The sequence below is a fragment of the Plantactinospora sonchi genome, from assembly GCF_036422035.1.
GTDB classification, from domain to species: domain Bacteria; phylum Actinomycetota; class Actinomycetes; order Mycobacteriales; family Micromonosporaceae; genus Plantactinospora; species Plantactinospora sonchi.
The window spans coordinates 53,120-71,654 of record NZ_JAZGQK010000032.1; the positions used below are offsets into that span (position 1 = coordinate 53,120).

An 18,535-nucleotide genomic window follows, 5' to 3' on the forward strand; every position below is an offset into this window, starting at 1 on the left:
TCAGGTCACAGCACGCCCACTATTAATACTCTCCCTCATAAGTCTGTCAAGACCGGCGCAACAATGTGAAGACACGGCCCGGAAGCCGGAGGCGTCGGCGGGGTCAGCGCTTCGGGGCGGCCGGCGCCGCCAGGCCGCTGCCCGGATCGAAGATGTGCCGCTCCAGGTGGTCGAGGGCGTGCCGGACCGCGCCGAGGGCGACGGCATCGTCGGCAAGGGCCGACTGGAGCACCTCCGGGGTCCGGATGCACCGCTTGTCCAGCTCCCGCCGCAGCGGTTCCAGCAGCACGTCCGCCGACCGGGAGAAGCCGCCGCCGAGGACCACCATCTGCGGGTCGAGGGCGAGGACCAGCGCCGAGGCACCCAGTGCCAGGTCCTTGACGTACCGCCGGACCATGGCGAGCGCCCGGCGGTCACCCTCCCGGGCAGCGGCGAAGACGAGCGCCGCCACGTCTTCCGGGTCGGTCCCGGCCGGCGCGTCGGGCCAGACACGCAGGTGTTCCTGGGCGCGAATCCAGCCCATCTCCGGCAGCGCGCCGATCTCGCCCGCCGCACCCGCGAACCCCTGGTGCAGCTGGCCGTTGATGATCAGACCGGTGCCCGTGCGCAGGCCGGCAAGGAGGTAGACGACGTTCTGCGCGTACCGGGCAACACCCCGCCAGGTCTCCGCCAGGGCGGCGAGGCGGCTGTCGTTCTCCACCACCACGGGTCCCGCGACCAGGCGGCTGAGGTGCTCGGCCAGGTGCACACCGGTCCATTCGGGCAGCGCGACCGAGAGCACCACCCGTCCCGCCGCATCGGTCAGACCGCTCGTGGCGACCGTCGTGGCCCACATCTCCGCCCCGGTTCGTCCGGAGCCGGCCAGGCATTCGGCGACCACCTTGTCCACCACCGCCAGCCGCTCGACCCGCCCGGCGTCCGGCGAGACCGGTTGGCGCAACGCGTGCCGGATCTCACCGTCGAGGTCGGCAACCATCGCCCGGACCGTGTGTCCGCCGATGTCGACCCCGAGCACCCAGCCGGCATCCGAGCGGAACCGGTACCGCCGGGCCGGCCGCCCCATCGAACCCGCGGCCGGGTCGACCTGCTCGACCCACCCCTGCGCTTCGAGTTCGCGGACGACCTCCTCGCTGGCCGCGCGGGACAGACCGGCAGCCCGCGACACCTCGGTCAGGGTGCGCGGGGCCTGCTGGCGCAAAGCGTGCACCACCGCGAGGGTGTTGAGCTGCCGCAACCTCGACAGGTCCCCTCCGGCAAGTGGTCCGGTCACGTGCCCACCCCTTGACGTCCGCCACTGAGACACCTACTAATGATGGAGAGTCTAATAAGTAGCTCCAGGGAAGGCACGTACATGACTGTAAACCGGGTACGACTGGTCGTGGCGGGCGCCGGGCTGCGAGGACTCGGGTACGCCCGGCACGCGGTCGCGTCCGGGAGGGCTCGGGTGACGGCCGTGGCCGAACCGGACCCGAGCCGTCGTGCCCAGTTCGCCGCCGAGTTCGGCGTGCCACCGGAGCACGTCTACGCGGACTGGCGCGACCTCGCAGCGGCCGGCCGGGTCGGCGACGCGGTCGTGATCGCCACCCAGGACCAGATGCACACCGAACCGACCATCGCCTTCGCCGAACTCGGGTACCACATCCTGTTGGAGAAGCCGATGGCAACCACCGAAGCGGAGGCCGTACGCATCGCCGCCGCCGTGGAGAAGGCCGACGTCATCTTCGCGGTCTGCCACGTCATGCGGTATACGCCCTACTCCAAGGCGCTCAAGGAAGTACTCGACGATGGGGTGATCGGCCGGCTCGTCAGCGTGCAGCACCTCGAGCCGATCGGCTGGTGGCATTACGCGCACTCCTTCGTACGCGGCAACTGGAGCAACAGTCACACCTCCGGCCCGCTGCTGCTCACCAAGTCCTGCCACGACATCGACTGGCTGCTCCACCTCTTCGGTTCCGCACCGACCCAGGTCAGCTCGTTCGGCGGACTCAGCCACTTCCGTGCCGACCAACGACCCGAGGGCGCCACGAGCACCTGCCTCAACTGCCCGGTCGAAGCGTCCTGCCCGTACTCCGCCCCCCGCCTCTACCTCTCCTGCCTCGGCGACCCGGAGCGCGAGTTCTGGCCGCTGTCCGCGGTCACCACCGACCACACCCCGGCCGGGGTCGAGGCGGCCCTGCGGACCGGCCCGTACGGCCGCTGCGTCTACACCAGCACCAACGACGTCGTCGACCACCAGGTGGTCACCATGTCCTTCGCGGACGGCGCGACCTGCTCGTTCACCCTCACCGCCTTCACCCCGATGAGCGGACGCCACACCCGCCTGTTCGGCACCCACGGCTCCATCGAAGGCGACAGCAGCGCGCTGCACATCACCGACTTCCGCACCGACCGTCGGTGGACCGTCGACACCGGGGCCGGCGCCGGCAGCACCGCCGCCGAAGGCCACCACGGCGGCGACGCCGCCATGACGGACACCTTCCTGGCTGCCGTCGCCGAGGGCAACTCCTCGCTCATCCCCTCCGACGCAGCCTCCAGCCTGCTCAGCCACCGCGTCGTCTGGGCCGCCGAACACGCCCGGAACACCGGCAACGTGGTCCATCTAGCGGGTTAGCCGAGGTACGCACGGTTGTCGGGTCTGCATCGATACTCACACCGTCCGCGATCCAGGTCTTGACAGGAGGCCGAACGCTGGCTGGACCTGTACCGCGCCAGAACTCGTCGCACGTGCTGTGAGCAGGGAGTCCTTGGCTCGGTTTGATGATCGTCGGTATGGTTGTGCGGTTGCTGTACCTGGGAATGATCCACAGCGCTGCCAGAAGATGCGGCCCGGGCACTGCCACCCACTTTCCACGCCAGCGACCGTGGTCCGGGAGATCGGCACCCGCTGCGCCAAGACCAACTGGGTCAACCTACGGGCGCTGCGCCAGCGGGCAAGCTGGCACCCAGGGCTCGCTTCGCATCATCCACACGCTGCGGATCGATCATGAAGCCTGCCCTTCCAGAACCCTTCACACACCGATGACCGGATTGACGCATAGCGACGTCGCCGTAACCCGCCACCGCCGAAACCGGCCAGCCGTCCGTACGACAGTTCCACCACAGTGCCCACTCGGACCGGGCATGGTTGGCCGCCCTGCTGCACCCGTTGCCGCGAACCGCACTGAACCACCTGCGGCTACTGGTCCGCCCCGAAACGGTGTTGCGCTGGCACCGGGACCTGGTCGCCCGCCAACACGCCCAGACGTTCCCGCCCCCACCAGATCGGGCGACCACGAACAGTCCGGTCCATCCGTCGGCTCGTCCTGCGCCTGGCCTCGGGAACATCACCTGGGGATACCGCCGCATCCACGGCGAACTGCTCGTCCCGGGCGTCAAAGTCGCCGCCTCCACCGTCTGGAAGATCCTGAAGGATGCCGGAGTCGATCCGGCACCTCAGCGCACCAGCAGCACGTGGACGGCGTTCCTACGATCCCAGGCGCAGGCCCCCATCGCCGCCGGCTTCTTCGAAACGACCACCCTGACCGGCGCCCGCTCCTACGTCCTGGCGGTCATCGAACACTCCACCCGCCGCATCCGGATCCTCGGCGCCACCGCACATCCCACCGCAGCCTGGGTCACCCAGATCGCCCGGAGTCTGGCCATGGACCTCGAAGACGCGGACATGCCGCCTGACCTGCCTGGATGACAGTCTCGGCAGGTGCAGCGCTGTCATGCCGATGAGCGCGCACTGGATCATGGGCGTGGAAAGTATCCCGGCTCCCCGACGTCCGCGGGCCGTCAGCCGTTGAATCTGCTCCAGGCGGTGGTCCAATCGCGAGCGGCGCGCAGGCTTGCCCGCTGACGGCCGCCGACGAAGACGTGGGTGCCGTCGCCGTGCAAGCCGGCCGTGAGAGCGACGAGCCCGGGCGCGACGTAGAGATGCGTCGGGTCGGCGGGCACCGCTAGGGGCTGCAGCGGCACGGGGATGAGGTGTCGAGTAAAGCGTTCGAGCTGCTGGTTGTCGAGGATGGCGTGCCCGGTTACCGGCGAGGTGACCGCCGCCTCCGTGAGCGAGAACAGCAGCAGATAGGCGCCCAGGGATCCACGTTCGGCGACAACCGGGTCACCGCCGGCGCCATAGTGGTGGTAGACGGTCGGGTCGGGATCGTCGCGGCCGATGAGGATCTCCCACACGCCCTGGTTCTCCACGCCGATGATGATCCGGTCGTCGTCCTCGCCACCGATCTCCAACCTGTCAGGCGGGTAGATGGCGTCCTGCTGGCCGAGGATGTCGACGCGCCCCGCGGCAAGGTCGTAGAAGGCTTGCAGCGCGGGCGGGATCGGTACGGCCGGTACGGGGAACGGTGCGGCGGCGGGCAGGTCGGCGTACCAGCCGGTCAGGAAGTCCCGCAGGGCGGCGCCCGGGTCGTCGGGCAGGTGGGCCAGCCATTCGACGCCCGGCAAAGGCGTGTCCGCCACAGGCCGCACCCGGTCGAGCAACTCGGGTGGCAGCTTCGCGTCCCAGTTCAGCTCGCACCGAAGCCCGCCGCTTCCGCCCACGGAGAAGCTCTCCGACACCTCACCCAGCTCCAGGCAGCCCTCCGTGAGGCGTACCAGCGCGTAGAAGGGCGGGTGCGACCAGCCCGCCGGGCTCAGCCATTCGAGCACTCCGTCCGGGAACGGCTCGTGCAGCGTTATGGCTCTCTCGCCGGCGACGGCGTTACCTGACGGGCGGTCACCGGCATCAACGATGATGACGACCGTGCCATCTGCGCCCTTCGCGAACGTCACCGCATCGCCCCGGACGACCGTACGCTCCGCGCCCAGCCGGGCAAGAGCCTCATCTTCCGAAACGATCGCCCACTCGCCACCCACGTCCCGCCCCCTTGACCGGGCAGGATCTTACGACGAGCCGAGTCGAGCGACCGCAAATGATCCGAAGGCGTAGGCGCTCGATCGCCCGGGTCTTCTTCTGCACGACTACGCGTTGCGCCTGAGGATCCGCCCGGTCCGCCGCGTCCCTGACGTCGGCGGTGCCGGCTGATCCGGCGCGGGCCGCGACCCGTTCGGCAAGCGACGCGGAACCGGCACCGGGTCCAGCCCCGCCCGGATGGGGCTCAATCCGAGATCAGGCACACGGATTTGCCGTGAGTCGATCGCTACATAGCGTTATCGAATCCCAAGTCGACTTCGGGCGCGTCGATGGATGTGCGCCGGCCGGCAGCCTTCAGGCCTGCATGATCCAGGGCTGCAAACGCCAGTACGGCGCGAGGCGAGGTCGGCGGCTCGTCGAGGGCGAGGACCCACTCGTCGCCGAACGTTTCGATGGCGAGCTCGTAAGTCACCGGCACGAGTACGCGCCGCCGCACACCACCGCCTTGACCAGCCCGTTGCCAGCATCCCCGGCCTCAGCCCACGCGGCCGCGCCGCGATCGCCCAACTCGAACGCACCCGGCTATGGCCCGGCGCGGCACGTGAGGCCCTCGACGCATGGAGTCAGTTCCTGCGCGACCCCTACCACCGGCTGTTCAACCCGGCACACGGCTGCGGCGTCCTCGCCTGCTGCCCCGACCCGGTCGAACTCCGCCGCATCCTGCACATCATCATCCACGCCCTGCCGCGTCACGACGCCCGCACTCCGCCGCCGCACCGCCGAACTCGACGACCAGTGGTGACATTCGAACCTTGACGAACCCATACGGACAGCCCGCGCCCCAGCCCCGACCGACCACCACCCTGCTCGGCCAGCCGCGCCCGCATCGACGTCAGGCCACGCCACGCCTCCTTCAACGCTTCCGAACCCGGGAAGAGGTCATCACCTCCATCACCCCCGGTCAACCCATCGATCAGGCGGCAGGATGAAGCGCTCTTCCGAGACAACCCGTTGAACAGGCACGCCAGAACGCCTGCTCCCAAATCTGCTCCCAACGAAACGTTCAGCGCTCACCACGCTCCTTACAACGGCTCCCCCGCCACTCTCCCGATCAGGCACGACAGACAGCCGTTGAACTGGGAGCGCCCTCCTGCTCCCAATTTGCTCCCCGCCACCCTCGTCCAGTGGCGGCAGCAGTGCACGGCGAGTGCGCTGTCATGTCGATGACAGTGCAGTTATAACCAGGACGCATCGGACACCAAGTTGAGGGAGTCAAGCATCCGTTAGTAACTCTGGGCCCGGGTGTAAGTCCAGCAACTTCAATAGCATTTAGCACTCGGGGCCGCAGTCGACGGAACCCCCTGCAGCCCGAACGCCCGGCGTTTCGTCACGGTGTCAGCCGCAGGGGGCGCCGTCGAGGGTTGGTCACCCGATAGCCTCCGCCGTGCTCGGCGGCGGAGTCGACGGCTCCGATCCGGAAGTGCTGGCACTCGGCTGCGGACCCAAGACCTCGCTCACGGTGATGGTGGAACTGCCGCTGCTCTGGTAGGCCTCGGTGGCCAGAATCTGGTAATGGTGCGTGCCCAGTTGCAGACCGGACTGCCCCCACGCGTCGAAGTGGTTGCCGACGGTGATCGTGCCGCCGACGCGCTTCTGCCGCCGGACGCTCCAGTACTGGTAGAAGGTCGCGGTGCCGTCGATCGACGGCTGGTTCACCCGCCGGGTGCGGTAGATATCGTAGGTGCCGCCGTCGCTCTGGATCGTCCCGAGCCGGCTGGCGCCGGCGGTGGGAATCAAGGTTCCGAACGTCTCGACCACGTAGTACTCGATCAGCGGGTTGCGGGTCCAGCCGTACAGCGCCAGCCAGCTGTTGCCGTTGCTGCGCCAGGTGCCGGAGTAGGTGACCACGCGGCGGGCGCCGGGGTTCCAGCCCTTGCCCACGATCGTGTTGTTGGTGCCGCTGGCCCACTGGACCCGGTAGCTGCCGGCGGCGCCCAGCGTCATCGTGACGTTGCCGCTGTCCTTCCAGTACGAGAAGAAGTACCCGTTGTGCGTGCCCTCCTCGTTGGCGGTGACGGTCCGGTCGGCTTCGGCCTGGGCGGTTCCGGCCACGGTCACCGCGGTCACGGCCAGCACGACGGCGCAGGCGCCACCGAGCAGCAGCCGCACGCGGCCACCCCGCTGGCGCACCGGCCTGACGGGAATCTCGGTCATCTGTACTCCTGCCTCGGCCGGCCGACCATGTGGAAGTCCGAGAGCCAACCCAGTGATGAGAGTCGATGTCTGGGGATGAGTCACAGTATTCGGTTGACTCCGCGACAGTGTCAACAGCTTCCGGAAATCCCCCCGGAAATTTCCGTCGGGTGTCACCGCAGGTTCCCGGCGCGGAACCAGGCGCTGTAGTCGGCCACGCCGGCGGCGGTGCCGTAGTGGGGCTCGAATCCGGTGTCCTCGCGCAGGCGGGTGATGTCAAGCCAGGCCGGTAAGCGGTCCCCGGCCGAGGGGAGCTCGAACCGGAAACCGGGCTCGACGGACCGGATCGTGGCGATGACCTCGGCGTTGCTGGTGGCACGACCGGAGGCGACGTTGTACGTCGCGCGTGGTGCAGTTCGCCGGTGAGCTGCAGGAGCGCGAGGGCGCGGCCGGCGTCCCTGACGTGAAGAAGGTCGAGGGCGTTCTCGGCGCGGGGGCAGCACCATGAATCCGGACAGATCGGGTTCGATGTGGTGCGCCGCGGCCTGTACGAGCGTCGACCGGACCCGGGAGTGGGACACCCGCGCCGGCACCATCGACCTCGCCGTGCCGAAACTGCGTACCGGCTAGTATTTCCCGGACTGGTTACTGACTCACCGACGACGTGCCGAACAGGCCCTGGTCTCGGTGGTCGCCACGTCGTATCTGCTCGGTGTCGACCCGGCGGGTGGAGAAGCTGGTCGAGCAGCTCGGGGTCCGGCAGCTGTCGAAGTCGGTAAGCGCCGCGATTACGTTCAACTGCGGTTGGGGAACTGTTGCCTGGAGGCTGGCCGGCGCCGGACCTCGTTAGCCCTGTTGCAACGCCGTGTCGCCGCCGGCCGCCGTCTCGTCGAGAGTGCGGTGGGACAGGTCCCCTCGGGGCGGATCCCCGAGGAGACGGGTGGTGCTGCTGATACCGGAGATTGGACCGGCTGGTCGAGCCGTGGCCGACAGAGCTTCGTCCAAGGCTTGCTCCAGCCGGTCGGTGGTTGATGTGCTTCTCACCGCCCCTATATCGTTATGGAGAGGTCTCCACTAACGCCGCGGGGGAAAGCATGGTTCGGTCGGACGCTCGCAGGAACCGCATCCGTATTCTGGCCGCTGCCCGTGAGGCGTTCGCCGAGGACGGCGACACGTCGATGAATCAGATCGCGCAGCGGGCCGGCGTTGGCCCGGGCACGCTCTACCGCAACTATCCGTCGCGCGAGGCGCTCATCCTGGACATTTATCAGGAGGAGATCGAGCAACTCGTGGGCTCGGTGTCCGAGTCGTTGGTCACGCAGACGCCGCTGGAGGCGCTGCGGAGCTGGACGACCGTACTGGTCGACGCGATGCGCAAGAAGCACGCCCTGGGGTCCGCTCTCACTCCGGGCATCCAGAAGGCGGTCACCGAGCAGACCTATGGTCCGGTGATCGCCGCGATCACCCTGCTGTTCGAGGCGGGTAAGGCGGACGGCAGCATCCGCGCCGACGCCGAGCCCGGTGACTTTCTGCAACTTACCGGCGCCCTCTGGAGAGCCGCCGAAGACCGTACGCAGCCCATGCTCGCACTGATCCTCGACGGCCTCGATGCCGGCCGGCGCCACTGATACGTCAGGGCCCGACTGGGAGACGAAGGTTACTGGAGATGTCTCCAGTTCTGGTTGACGATGTGGAGAGGTCTCCAGTACCGTTTCGCCTACACGAAACGGACACCCTGGGGGCGAAATGTCGGAAATCTTGGTTACTGGCGGTTCGGGCTACATCGGCAGCTGGTGCACGCTGGCACTGCTGAACGCCGGCTATGCCGTACGCACTACGGTGCGCGATCTGAGCCGTGAGCCGCAGGTACGCGAGATGCTGCAGCGCGGCGGTGCGGACCCCGGTGACAACCTGCGCGTCGTACGCGCCGACCTGCAAAGCGACGAGGGCTGGACTGAGGCGACGGCCGGCTGCGACGGGATTCTGCACGTCGCGTCGCCCACGCTGACCCAGCCCCCGAAGAATGACGACGAGATGGTCCGCCCGGCGGTCGACGGCACACTGCGGGTGCTGCGCGCGGCCCGTGACAGCGGCGTCCGGCGGGTGGTCCTGACCTCCGCGATCGGCGCGATCGCCTACGGACACGAGCAGCGCGACACCCCGTTCACCGAGCAGGACTGGACGAACATCGACGCGGACGGTATCCAGCCCTACCAGAAGTCCAAGACCCTCGCCGAGCGCGCCGCCTGGGATTTCGTGAACGAAGAGGGCGGCGGCCTCGAACTGGCCGTGGTCAACCCGACCGGCGTGTTCGGCCCGGTCCTCAGCTCGGACTATTCGCCGTCGCTGGGCACGATCGCCCGCATGCTCGACGGCTCGATGCCGGCCCTGCTCCCCTTCGCCTGCGGTTATGTGGACGTCCGGGACGTGGCGTCGCTGCACCTGCTCGCGCTGACCGAGGACGCCGCCGCGGGCGAGCGGTTCATCGCGACCGCCGGCCACAGCCTGTGGACGCGCGAGGTCGCCGCGATCCTGCACGAGCGGCTCGGCGAGCGGGCGGCCAAGGTGCCGACCAAGGAGATGCCGGTGTGGGTCGCGCGCGGGCTGGCCAAGGTCAACCCGGACATGCGCAACCTGCGCATGCTGCTGGGCCGCAACCTCGACGCCACCTCGGCCAAGGCCGAACGCCTGCTCGGCTGGAAGACGCGCCCGATCGCGGACACCATCGCCGAGACTGCCGAGAGTCTGCTCGCCCTCCCACGCTGACCCTGCCGACAAAGCTCTTGATCACAAAGTGGCTGAGCACCACCGCCATCGACGAGATTTCCCCACGCAGCGCTGGACGGGTCATCGGCGGGTAGCACCGTGCAGTGGTAATTGTCGATCCGACACACATTCGGATTTGCCGCGGACAGCGTTCGCGATGGTTGCGCTCAGTGCTATCGCCGCTGTCGGCAGCCCTGGGTGTTGGCATTCTGGGTGAGGTCGGCGCGTAGCTGGGTGCGGGTGCGCATCAAGATCCGTCCGAGCATGTTCTTGCCGGTGCCACTCCGGCCGCGTCCCCAGTAGTGGTCAGTGCTGGTGTCCTCGACGATCTCCTCGTCGCCGGTGTCCAACAGGATGGCGCGGATGTCGGCGTGGGCGGTGAACTTGGCCGTCACGGCCCGGCGCATCACGTCGTCTTTGACCCGTTCCCAGTCACGGCGCAGCGGCCGGGAACGGTCGCGGCCCAGCTCGGCCGCCCGCAACGGGGTCGCCGTCCGCCGGATGAGTTCGGCGTGGCGGGTGCCGGGGAACTTCTGGGCCTGGAAATAGTGCTCGGAGGTCGTCCACCAGTGGCCGTCGAGGTCGAAACCGTGGCCGGAGAAGTTGGAGAAGCAGCCGTACGGAACCTCGTCGGCACCGTAGAAGTAGATCGTCATCTGGACCTCGGAGCGGGGGATCTGCACCGTGTCACAGGCATCGACAGAGCGGCAACCGAGTTCGCTGGCCACCATCCGGATCTGGCCGATGACCGTGCGTTCGATCCTGGTACGGGAGCTGCTGCTGGCTGGCGTACGCAACCGATCTTCGCGACCTCGGTCTGGTGTTGCGGCCAGGGCTGGCGCGAATCAGCTCAGATGTTGTCGAGCACGAACGCCCGCATCAGGTTGGCGCACTCGGCCGCGTGCGTCTCCAACAAGAAGTGCCCGCCGTCGTAGATGTGCGCGTCCATCCGGTCGAGGGCGCGGTGGTAGGCGAGGACCTCGTCGACGTCGAAGTACGCGTCGCGCCGTCCCCACAGCACGAGCGCTGGCGGCTGGTGCGCCCGGTGGTACTCGGCAATCTCCTCGAAGCGGGCAACGTGGTTGGCGTAGTCGCTGAACAGCGCGAACTGCGCGTCGATGTTGCCGGGGCGGCTCATGCGCTCCCAGTCGAGGTGCCACGACTCGGGGGGATGCAGCGTACGTAGGTACTCGGGCAGGCCGGCGAGGTACTGGTCACGGGTGCCGGCGAAGTTCAACCAGTCCGGCAGTTCGGCGCGCTTGTCGTCGGTCGGGTCGGCCCAGTACGCCTTGGCGCCGTCCCACTGCTCGCCGAGGCCGTCCTCGTGCGCGTTGCCGCTCTGGACGATGAGGCCACGGATGCGATTCGGGGCGCTCGTGGCCAGGTGGTATCCCACCGGTGCGCCGAAGTCGTGCAGGTAGATGAAGAAGCGCTCGACCTCGAGCTGGTCGAGCAGGGTCTCGATCGTCCGTGCGAGATTCTCGAAGGTGTAGTCGTACTTGTCGACGGTTGGCGACGATGACATGCCGAAGCCGGGAAGATCGGGCGCGATCACGTGTGCGACGTTGGCCAGTGTGGGCATGACGTCGCGGAATGTGTGCGACGAACTCGGGAACCCGTGCAGCAGCAGTACGGTCGGCTGGCCGGGTCGCCCGGCCTCGCGGAAGAACACCTCCAAGCCGCCGACGTCGGCCTGTCGATGGCGGACCTTCTGCATCGCCTGAATTTGAATCCTCCTCCTACGTTCGTTGGCGAGGGTCATCCGCCGGTGATGGCGCAGAGGTCGATGAGTGCGGCGCCGACGATCACCGTCGCGATCACCGCCATGGCGGTGACGTTCAGGTACGCACCGAACGGCAACGGCACGAACAACTCTGCCGACGACGCTACCCCACGCCGCCGTGATCGGCCGGCCAGCCGAGACCGCAGCCGGACCGGCCGCTACGTGGCGTGCCGGCCGGTACCGGAGGCAGTCGACGCGCGGTCATGGCTTCCCTCTGTGTCAAGACACCCGGGAGGAGAGTTCTATCCTCGGAAAGGCGTCGTTTCAGGGCGCGCATCGCTTCCATCGGTGTCTGCCGGTGGCCTTCTTCCGGTCGAAGTAGGCACGTCCTTCGGTCGGGTTGCGGAGCTGGACGGTGGCCATGATGTGCAGGACGCGGTTGATCTGCCGGTTCCCGGCGCGGGAGAGCCGGTGTCGTACCTGCTCGCCGGAGGACGCGTCGATGGGGGCGGTGCCGTTCCAGGAGGCGAAGTGACATCACCCGGTTCGGGAGCCGGGTGATGTCTGCGACCTCGACCAGCAGTCGGGCGGCAAGCCGCGGCTGTCTATATCTGGGTAGACACCCTCGTCCGCCGATCTGGATGGGGCCGCGATGAGCCGTACCCTCCGCTGGGCCGCTGGCCTACTCGCCACCGGCACCCTGGCCGTGCTCGGCCTGGCCAGCCCAGCCCAGGCCGCAACCGTCTCCCAACCACTACGCACGATGATCGCGAACCTGCCCGTCGCGACCGAGATCCGCACCGGCTACAACCGAGACCTGTTCCCCCACTGGGTCGACGCCGACGGCGACGGCTGCAACAGCCGCTACGAGGTCCTCATCGCCGAAGCCGTCACCCGCCCGACCGTCGGCTCTCGTGGGAGCGTCTCTCGCACCCCAATCGGTGCCCGAATGGAAACTCGCGAGGTTCGGCCTCTGGACGAGCGCCGGGAGCCGGGGAAGGCTTGCTGGCCGACTTCACCAGCGAGAACCTGACCGGCTCCCGCAGCGTTTCGATGAAGGATGACTCTCCCTCGATCTGTTCGTCCCCTGGCTTCCCGCCGAGCCCTGGGGTCCCCGACCGCCGGGTGATCAAGGCGTGGCGGTGACCACCGCGCGGGACCGGTCCATGGCGATCCGCACCGCCAACGCGCCGAGCACGGTGCCCATCACGTAGCGCTGGGCTTTCAGCCAGCCCGGCCGATCGCCGAGGAACCGGGAAATCGACCCCGCCGACATCGCGATCAGACCGTTCACGGTGATCGCGATGGTGATTTGGACCAGACCGAGCGTGAAGCTCTGCGCCGCGACGCTGCCCCGGGCTGGCTCGACAAACTGGGGGAGCAGCGAGACGTACATGATGGCGATCTTGGGATTGAGCAGGTTGGTGACCAGGCCCATCGTGAACAGCTTCCCGGGCCGGTCCACCGGCAACGCCTCGGGCGCGAACACCGACTTGCCGCCAGGCCGCACCGCCTGGAACGCCAGCCCCAGCAGATACGCGGCGCCGGCCAGCTTCAGCGTCGTGTAGAGCGCCGGCACCAGGGCGAAAATCGTGGCCACGCCGGCCGTGGCGGCGACGAGGTATACGAAGAAGCCACAGGCCACCCCGGCGAGCGAGGTCAGGCCGGCCCGGCGGCCCTGGGTCACGGTCCGCGAGACCAGGTAGATCATGTTCGGGCCCGGGATGAGCACCATGCCCCAGTGCACATCGAGGCGCCGGCGGACATCCGCCGACTCACCGACACCCGCATAGCCGCCATCCGGTCGCTCGCCGCGCAGGAATACTTGCCGCAACTACGCCCGAACCTGACCGCAAGACGTCCCGCACGAGGCATCGGACTCCCGCCATGGCGCGAGAGCAATCGGAGCAGGCGATCCTCGAAGATCGTCGTCGACGGCCAGAGCGCGGGGATTGGCTATGGAGGTACCGGCGGGTCCGGTGTGAGTCTTGGAAACCATCGGTAAGACTCCAGGGGTCTGATGCGGGCGTGGGCAGTCACGGCCATCGGCCGCCCCGCCCTGCCATCAGCGCCTCACGGCCACGCTGCGGGAGGACCGTGAGGCGGAAGCCGACAAAGAACGGAGACCGCCACATGAAGCAGGCGCACCGGCTGAAAGGCGTCCGGTACGACATTCGGGGTCCGGTCCTGCGCCGAGCTCAGCAGCTGGAGGACGCCGGTCACCAGCTTCTCAAGCTGAATATCGGCAATCCGGCCCCGTGGGGGCTGGCCACCCCGGAGCCGATCGTCGCCGACGTGGTGCACAACCTCGGCGCCGCGCAGGGGTACAGCGACGCCCGCGGCATCTACTCGGCCCGGGTCGCGGTGGCGCAGTACTACCAGAACCAGGGCGTCACCAGCGTGCAGCCGGACGACGTGATGCTCGGCAACGGCGTCTCCGAACTCATCGTGCTGGCCGTACAGGCACTGCTCGACAACGGTGACGAGGTGCTGGTACCGAGCCCGGACTACCCGCTCTGGACCGGTGCGGTGACGCTCTGCGGCGGCCGGGCCGTGCACTACCGCTGTGATGAGAGCGCCGGGTGGATGCCCGACCTGGAGCACGTGGCGGCGCAGATCACCGAGCACACCCGGGCCATGGTGATCATCAACCCGAACAACCCGACTGGTGCGGTGTACAGCCGCGAGACGCTGCTCGGCATGCTGGAGCTGGCCCGCCGCTACGACTTGCTGGTTTTCGCGGACGAGATCTACGACAAGATCGTGTACGACGGGGCGGAGCACCACACCCTGGCCGCGCTCGCCCCGGACGTGCCGGTCGTGAGCATGGGCGGCCTTTCGAAGACGTACCGGGCGGCCGGCTTCCGCTCCGGCTGGCTGGCGGTCAGCGGCTTCGCCGGCCGGAGCACCGACTACCTGGACGGCCTGCAACTGCTGGCGAACATGCGATTGTGCCCGAACGTGCCGGCCCAGCACGCGGTGCAGACCGCGCTCGGCGGCTATCAGAGCATCGAGGCTCTGATCCGGCCTGGCGGCCGGCTGTACGAGCAGCGCGAGCATGCCTGGCGCGAGCTGACCGCGATCTCGGGCATTGACTGCGTCAAGCCGTCCGGTGCGCTGTACCTGTTCGCCCGCCTGGACCCGGCCTTCTACAAGATCCACGATGACGAACGGCTCGTGATCGATCTGCTGGAGCAGCAGCACTTGCTGCTTTCGCACGGCACCGGTTTCAACATCGACGAGCCGAACTACCTGCGCCTGGTCTTCCTCGCCCCCACCGACGTGCTTCGCGACGCTGTCGGCCGCCTCAGCGCGTTCCTCGGCACCTACCATCAGTAGGAGACATAGCCGTCGGAGAGCCATCACGGGTTCGTAGGAGGATTGGTCAGCGGGCCTGCCGCGTACAACACGTCCCGCCGCGATCGGGCCGCCCGGTCTGCACCCTCCAGGGCAAGGGGGTCTGGAATATGCGGGCCGGAGGGTGGCCGCTGGTGCCGACCTGGCCGATGACTTGGCCGACGGCGACATGTTGGCCCACATCGACCGGCGGGCGGCGCAGCATGTGACAGTAGCGAGTGACCGTCAAGTCGGGATGCTTCAGCTCTACGTACCAGCCTTCTCTGCACCACGCAAGTCAGCCCCCGCTTCGTTGGTGAGGCTGCGTCCGGCATCGGGCGGAGGAGAGGGGAGAAATCGTCCGCGCGACAGTCTGTAGGGCACGGTGGGTTGTTCGTCGCTACGCGCGTGGGACCGGCTCGCCCGTGTCACGTCGTCCGATAGGTCCAGGTTTACCCAAAGCGTGGCGTGCCGCATGGCCTGACGCCTCTCACTCGTCGGCCGGCTTGCGGAGATGCTGAAGATCGAGGGCCTGGCCGGACACAGACACCTTTCAACGTCGCATCCTTGGCGTTCCGGCACCACGTTGCAGCGACGGATCGTCGCCACGCTCGATGGCCGGTGTCGTGTCGTTCGCTCGCTGGATGGTGGTTTTGCGGTGGTGGGAGGCGCGGGCTTTTGCGCGGTTGCCGCATAGGTCCATGGAGCACCATGTTCGGCGTCGGTTGCGGGAGTGGTCGTAGAAGGCCCAGCGGCAGCTTGGTTCGCGGCATGCCTTGAGTCGGGTCCAGGTGCCGGCGGCGACGGCGTCAGCGACGACGGCGAGCAGGGTGGCCAGCGCGGCGTCGGCAGGTGTCCGGGTGCGGGGTACCAGCCGGGGTGGGTGGGCGGTCACGTCGAGGACCAGTGCCAGGTCGCGGGTCAGTTCGGCGAGTTCGGCGCGGGCTGCGGGGTTGAGCCCGTCGGGTCGTGGGCTGGAGACGGGCTCGGCGTTGTTCTCGGCGATCAGTGCGCGGAGTCCTTCGCGGACTGACTCGGCCCGGTCGCGTTGGGCGGCGCTGACGGTCGCGCCGCTGGGGATGAGTTCGCGGGCGGACAGCCAGTCGGCGAGTTGCTGAGGGGTGCCGATGTCGTCGCCGTCGCGGCGGCGGGTGTTGATGAATTCCTCGATGCGGCGCAGCGGCATCGGCGCGGCGTCAGCGTCATCGGCGTTGTCCGGCCAGGGCCCGGCAGCAAAGTCACGTGCCATACCCGAATTCTAACCGACTATTGACTATGACCGGTGGCCTAACTAACGTACCGGCTACGTCAGTTAGATCAGGAAGGTTCACCGTGAGCATCACCATCGGCAACATCTGCATCGACACGAACGACCTGGCAGGCGGCACCGCCTTCTGGCAAGCGGTCACCGGGTACAAGGTCGCCTCCTCGGATGAGAGCACCACTTATCTGGAGGACCCGGACAAGAACGGCGTGGGGCTGTCGCTTCAGGTGGTGCCCGAACCCCGGGTGGGCAAGAACCGGCTTCACCTGGATTTGTTCACCGAAGACCTCGCCGGCGAGGTCGCCCGGATCCGGGCGCTGGGCGCCGTCGAGGTGCAGCGGTTCGACGACGGCGGCTGGGCCGTGATGGCCGACACCGACGGCAACCAGTTCTGCGTCGTCGCCGCATAAATCGGGATCGGATAGGGAGGGACGGACATGGCTTCCGTGCAGAAAGAGATCATCATCGAGGTCAGCGCCGCCGAGGTGTGGGCGGTCATCGGCGACTTCGTCAAGGGACCGGTCCGGATGGCGCCGGGCTTCGTGATCGACAGCCGGCTCGACGAGCCGGATGTCAGGGTCGTCACGTTCGACAACGGCATGGTGCTGCGCGAGCGGCTCATCGCGCTCGACGATGAAGCCCGCCGGTTCGCGTTCTCCGTCATCGGCGGCAGCATGCAGCCCACGCACGACAACGCCTCGATGCAAGTCTTCGCCGACGGCGCCGACCACAGCCGCTTCGTGTGGATCCACGACGTGCAACCGGACGACCTCGCCGCCACCATGGGCGCCGGAATGGATCACGGGCTGCGCATCTTCAAACAGACACTCGAGTCCCGGATCGAGGATCCGCCCGCCCGCGCCGACACATAGGCCGGCCCGCCGCAGGCATCGGCTTCGCGTACGGTCGAGTATCCATCCCACCTCCGGCGCGCCGACGTCTTCTCAACGAAATGTCGGAACCGACAAGTACACCGACAGATCAATGAGAAACCAAAGATCTATTGAGAATTTAGAATTCATGTGGGACTGCGTAGATTTCCGTGTTTGACCTGGGTGTGGTCCGTTGGACAGGACGTTGATCCTGTCCAGAAAGGACCACGTCATGGCAGACAAGAAGAACGCTGCTCCACTTCCCCGGCCGACGGCGGCGGAGGTGGAGTTCGCCCAGCAGTTGGTGGAGCGGGGTCTCGTTGGTCGGGCCGGGTGGGCTCCTCGCGGGGATCACCCGGACCGTTCTTGAGTCAGCGCTCGGTGCGGAGTTGGATGCGCACCTCGACGAGGCCGGTGTCGACGAGGCCACCGGCCGGCGGGCCAACATCCGTAACGGGCACGGTGCGAAGACGGTGCAGACCGAGGTCGGCCCGGTGCGGATCCAGGTCCCGCGGGACCGGGCCGGCTCGTTCACCCCGCGGACCGTCCCGAAGCACGCCCGGCGGTTGGACGGGTTCAACGAGGCGATCCTGTCGCTGTACGCGAAAGGGTTGACGACCGGGGAGATCGCCGCGCATCTGGCGGACGTGTACGACGCCGACGTGTCCCGAGAGTTGATCAGCCGGGTCACCGACAGCGTGGTGGACGAGATGGAAGCGTGGCGGCAGCGGCCTCTGGACCGGATCTATCCGGTCGTGTTCATCGACGCACTGGTGATGAAGATTCGGCAGGGGCAGGTCGCGAACCGGCCCGTCTACGTCGTGGTCGGTATCAGTCTCGACAGGGAACGCGACGTCCTCGGCATGTGGGCCGGCACCGGCGGTGAGGGCGCCAAACAATGGGCCGGCTACCTCACCGAGCTGCGTAACCGCGGTGTCGAGGACGTGTTCATGGTCTGCTCCGACGGATTGAAGGGCATGACCGACGCGATCGAGCAGGTGTGGCCGCAGGCGGTGCACCAGCAGTGCGTCGTCCACCTCGTGCGGGCCTCCCTGCGCTATACGAATCGCAAGGACTGGCAGAAGATCACCCCCGTGTTGCGGGACATCTACACCGCCCCCACCGTCGCCGCGGCGGAGGCCCGCTTCGAGGCCTTCGCCGCGCAGTTCGGTGACCAGTACCCCGCCGTGATCCGGCTCTGGCGCACCTCCTGGCCGCAGTTCGTGCCGTTCCTCGACTACGACCACGAGGTCCGCAAAGTCCTCTACACCACCAACATCATCGAGAGCCTCAACGCCCGGTTCCGGCAGGCCGCCCGACGGCGCGGGCACTTCCCGACCGAGCAGGCCGCGATGAAGGTCCTCTACCTCGTCGTCCAGCAGAAACGCCGGGGCGGCGGGAGCATCACCGGCCGGGTCTACGGTTGGGCCAAGGCCCTCAACGCCCTGATCCTCGCCTACGGCGACCGGATCACCATCTAACAACCCCGATCACACCACAGGCCCAAACACGGAAATCGACACACTCCC

General features: G+C 67.8%; 18 protein-coding genes and 2 pseudogenes. 10 read left to right on the plus strand and 10 right to left on the minus strand.

The window, feature by feature from the left end:
• Positions 1-103: 103 nt before the first annotated feature.
• Positions 104-1,270, minus strand: coding sequence for an ROK family transcriptional regulator (locus V1633_RS30840; RefSeq protein ID WP_331217825.1), 1,167 nt, complete (start codon positions 1,268-1,270; stop codon positions 104-106).
• An 81-nt stretch (positions 1,271-1,351) separates the two neighbouring features.
• On the opposite strand from V1633_RS30840, the gene V1633_RS30845 reads away from it, so the two are divergent.
• Together V1633_RS30845 and V1633_RS30850 are read left to right on the plus strand one after the other, a co-directional pair.
• The gene (locus V1633_RS30845) at positions 1,352-2,611 is read left to right on the plus strand and encodes a Gfo/Idh/MocA family protein (protein ID WP_331217826.1); all 1,260 of its coding nucleotides are present in this window, start codon (positions 1,352-1,354) and stop codon (positions 2,609-2,611) included.
• 513 nt (positions 2,612-3,124) lie between these two features.
• Positions 3,125-3,685: a hypothetical protein gene (locus V1633_RS30850; protein WP_331217827.1), complete on the plus strand. Its 561-nt coding sequence runs from the start codon at positions 3,125-3,127 to the stop codon at positions 3,683-3,685.
• Positions 3,686-3,777: 92 nt separating this feature from the next.
• Here the strand turns inward: V1633_RS30850 and V1633_RS30855 are convergent, their stop codons facing one another.
• From V1633_RS30855 to V1633_RS30865, 3 genes are all read right to left on the minus strand, one after another.
• Positions 3,778-4,854: a hypothetical protein gene (locus V1633_RS30855; protein ID WP_331217828.1), complete on the minus strand. Its 1,077-nt coding sequence runs from the start codon at positions 4,852-4,854 to the stop codon at positions 3,778-3,780.
• A 284-nt stretch (positions 4,855-5,138) separates the two neighbouring features.
• Positions 5,139-5,324 carry a hypothetical protein gene (locus tag V1633_RS30860; RefSeq protein WP_331217829.1) on the minus strand — a complete coding sequence of 62 codons (186 nt, stop codon included), beginning with the start codon at positions 5,322-5,324 and terminating at the stop codon, positions 5,139-5,141.
• A 953-nt stretch (positions 5,325-6,277) separates the two neighbouring features.
• Complete coding sequence (locus tag V1633_RS30865; RefSeq protein ID WP_331217830.1) at positions 6,278-7,066, minus strand: glycoside hydrolase family 11 protein; 789 nt, start codon at positions 7,064-7,066, stop codon at positions 6,278-6,280.
• Between the two features lie 540 nt (positions 7,067-7,606).
• Here V1633_RS30865 and V1633_RS30870 point away from each other — a divergent pair.
• From V1633_RS30870 to V1633_RS30880, 3 genes and pseudogenes are all read left to right on the plus strand, one after another.
• Positions 7,607-7,820 (plus strand): annotated as a pseudogene (locus V1633_RS30870) (transposase); the annotation flags it as partial.
• Positions 7,821-8,139: 319 nt separating this feature from the next.
• Entirely contained in the window at positions 8,140-8,673 is a 534-nt protein-coding gene (locus V1633_RS30875) for a TetR/AcrR family transcriptional regulator (protein ID WP_331217831.1), read from the plus strand.
• Positions 8,674-8,791: 118 nt separating this feature from the next.
• Positions 8,792-9,811: an SDR family oxidoreductase gene (locus tag V1633_RS30880; RefSeq protein ID WP_331217832.1), complete on the plus strand. Its 1,020-nt coding sequence runs from the start codon at positions 8,792-8,794 to the stop codon at positions 9,809-9,811.
• A gap of 173 nt (positions 9,812-9,984) precedes the next feature.
• Here V1633_RS30880 and V1633_RS30885 read toward each other — a convergent pair whose 3' ends face one another.
• The 3 genes from V1633_RS30885 to V1633_RS30895 form a co-directional block, all read right to left on the minus strand.
• Positions 9,985-10,608 (minus strand): NADAR family protein, encoded by a 624-nt coding sequence (locus V1633_RS30885; protein ID WP_331217833.1) that lies wholly within the window; start codon positions 10,606-10,608, stop codon positions 9,985-9,987.
• A 53-nt stretch (positions 10,609-10,661) separates the two neighbouring features.
• On the minus strand, positions 10,662-11,528 hold the full coding sequence (locus V1633_RS30890) for an alpha/beta fold hydrolase (RefSeq protein ID WP_331217834.1): 867 nt from the start codon (positions 11,526-11,528) through the stop codon (positions 10,662-10,664).
• Between the two features lie 330 nt (positions 11,529-11,858).
• Positions 11,859-12,038 carry a transposase gene (locus V1633_RS30895; RefSeq protein ID WP_331217843.1) on the minus strand — a complete coding sequence of 60 codons (180 nt, stop codon included), beginning with the start codon at positions 12,036-12,038 and terminating at the stop codon, positions 11,859-11,861.
• A gap of 148 nt (positions 12,039-12,186) precedes the next feature.
• Between V1633_RS30895 and V1633_RS30900 the strand changes: the two genes are divergently transcribed.
• A complete protein-coding gene (locus V1633_RS30900) occupies positions 12,187-12,567 on the plus strand; it encodes a hypothetical protein (RefSeq protein WP_331217835.1) in 381 nt (126 codons plus the stop codon).
• A gap of 96 nt (positions 12,568-12,663) precedes the next feature.
• Here V1633_RS30900 and V1633_RS30905 read toward each other — a convergent pair whose 3' ends face one another.
• Entirely contained in the window at positions 12,664-13,269 is a 606-nt protein-coding gene (locus V1633_RS30905; RefSeq protein WP_331217836.1) for a LysE family translocator, read from the minus strand.
• A gap of 398 nt (positions 13,270-13,667) precedes the next feature.
• Here V1633_RS30905 and V1633_RS30910 point away from each other — a divergent pair, with 398 nt between their 5' ends.
• Entirely contained in the window at positions 13,668-14,873 is a 1,206-nt protein-coding gene (locus V1633_RS30910) for a pyridoxal phosphate-dependent aminotransferase (RefSeq protein WP_331217837.1), read from the plus strand.
• A gap of 46 nt (positions 14,874-14,919) precedes the next feature.
• Here the strand turns inward: V1633_RS30910 and V1633_RS30915 are convergent.
• Both V1633_RS30915 and V1633_RS30920 read right to left on the minus strand, forming a co-directional pair.
• Positions 14,920-15,138 (minus strand): annotated as a pseudogene (locus tag V1633_RS30915) (M23 family metallopeptidase); the annotation flags it as partial.
• A 285-nt stretch (positions 15,139-15,423) separates the two neighbouring features.
• Positions 15,424-16,119, minus strand: coding sequence for a CGNR zinc finger domain-containing protein (locus V1633_RS30920; RefSeq protein WP_331217838.1), 696 nt, complete (start codon positions 16,117-16,119; stop codon positions 15,424-15,426).
• A gap of 83 nt (positions 16,120-16,202) precedes the next feature.
• On the opposite strand from V1633_RS30920, the gene V1633_RS30925 reads away from it, so the two are divergent.
• The 3 genes from V1633_RS30925 to V1633_RS30935 all read left to right on the plus strand — a co-directional run bounded on the left by V1633_RS30925 (position 16,203) and on the right by V1633_RS30935 (position 18,487).
• Entirely contained in the window at positions 16,203-16,544 is a 342-nt protein-coding gene (locus V1633_RS30925) for a VOC family protein (protein WP_331217839.1), read from the plus strand.
• Between the two features lie 27 nt (positions 16,545-16,571).
• Positions 16,572-17,006 carry an SRPBCC family protein gene (locus tag V1633_RS30930; protein ID WP_331217840.1) on the plus strand — a complete coding sequence of 145 codons (435 nt, stop codon included), beginning with the start codon at positions 16,572-16,574 and terminating at the stop codon, positions 17,004-17,006.
• A gap of 320 nt (positions 17,007-17,326) precedes the next feature.
• Positions 17,327-18,487 carry an IS256 family transposase gene (locus tag V1633_RS30935; RefSeq protein WP_407952133.1) on the plus strand — a complete coding sequence of 387 codons (1,161 nt, stop codon included), beginning with the start codon at positions 17,327-17,329 and terminating at the stop codon, positions 18,485-18,487.
• Positions 18,488-18,535: the final 48 nt, after the last annotated feature.

Bases quoted from the DNA above. Each gene is read 5' to 3' on its own strand.
- V1633_RS30845 (WP_331217826.1), top strand. From the start codon at position 1,352: ATGACTGTAAACCGGGTACGACTGGTCGTGGCGGGCGCCGGGCTGCGA.
- V1633_RS30865 (WP_331217830.1), bottom strand. From the start codon at position 7,066: ATGACCGAGATTCCCGTCAGGCCGGTGCGCCAGCGGGGTGGCCGCGTG.
- V1633_RS30875 (WP_331217831.1), top strand. From the start codon at position 8,140: ATGGTTCGGTCGGACGCTCGCAGGAACCGCATCCGTATTCTGGCCGCT.
- V1633_RS30880 (WP_331217832.1), top strand. From the start codon at position 8,792: ATGTCGGAAATCTTGGTTACTGGCGGTTCGGGCTACATCGGCAGCTGG.
- V1633_RS30890 (WP_331217834.1), bottom strand. From the start codon at position 11,528: ATGCAGAAGGTCCGCCATCGACAGGCCGACGTCGGCGGCTTGGAGGTG.
- V1633_RS30900 (WP_331217835.1), top strand. From the start codon at position 12,187: ATGAGCCGTACCCTCCGCTGGGCCGCTGGCCTACTCGCCACCGGCACC.
- V1633_RS30905 (WP_331217836.1), bottom strand. From the start codon at position 13,269: ATGGTGCTCATCCCGGGCCCGAACATGATCTACCTGGTCTCGCGGACC.
- V1633_RS30910 (WP_331217837.1), top strand. From the start codon at position 13,668: ATGAAGCAGGCGCACCGGCTGAAAGGCGTCCGGTACGACATTCGGGGT.
- V1633_RS30920 (WP_331217838.1), bottom strand. From the start codon at position 16,119: ATGGCACGTGACTTTGCTGCCGGGCCCTGGCCGGACAACGCCGATGAC.
- V1633_RS30930 (WP_331217840.1), top strand. From the start codon at position 16,572: ATGGCTTCCGTGCAGAAAGAGATCATCATCGAGGTCAGCGCCGCCGAG.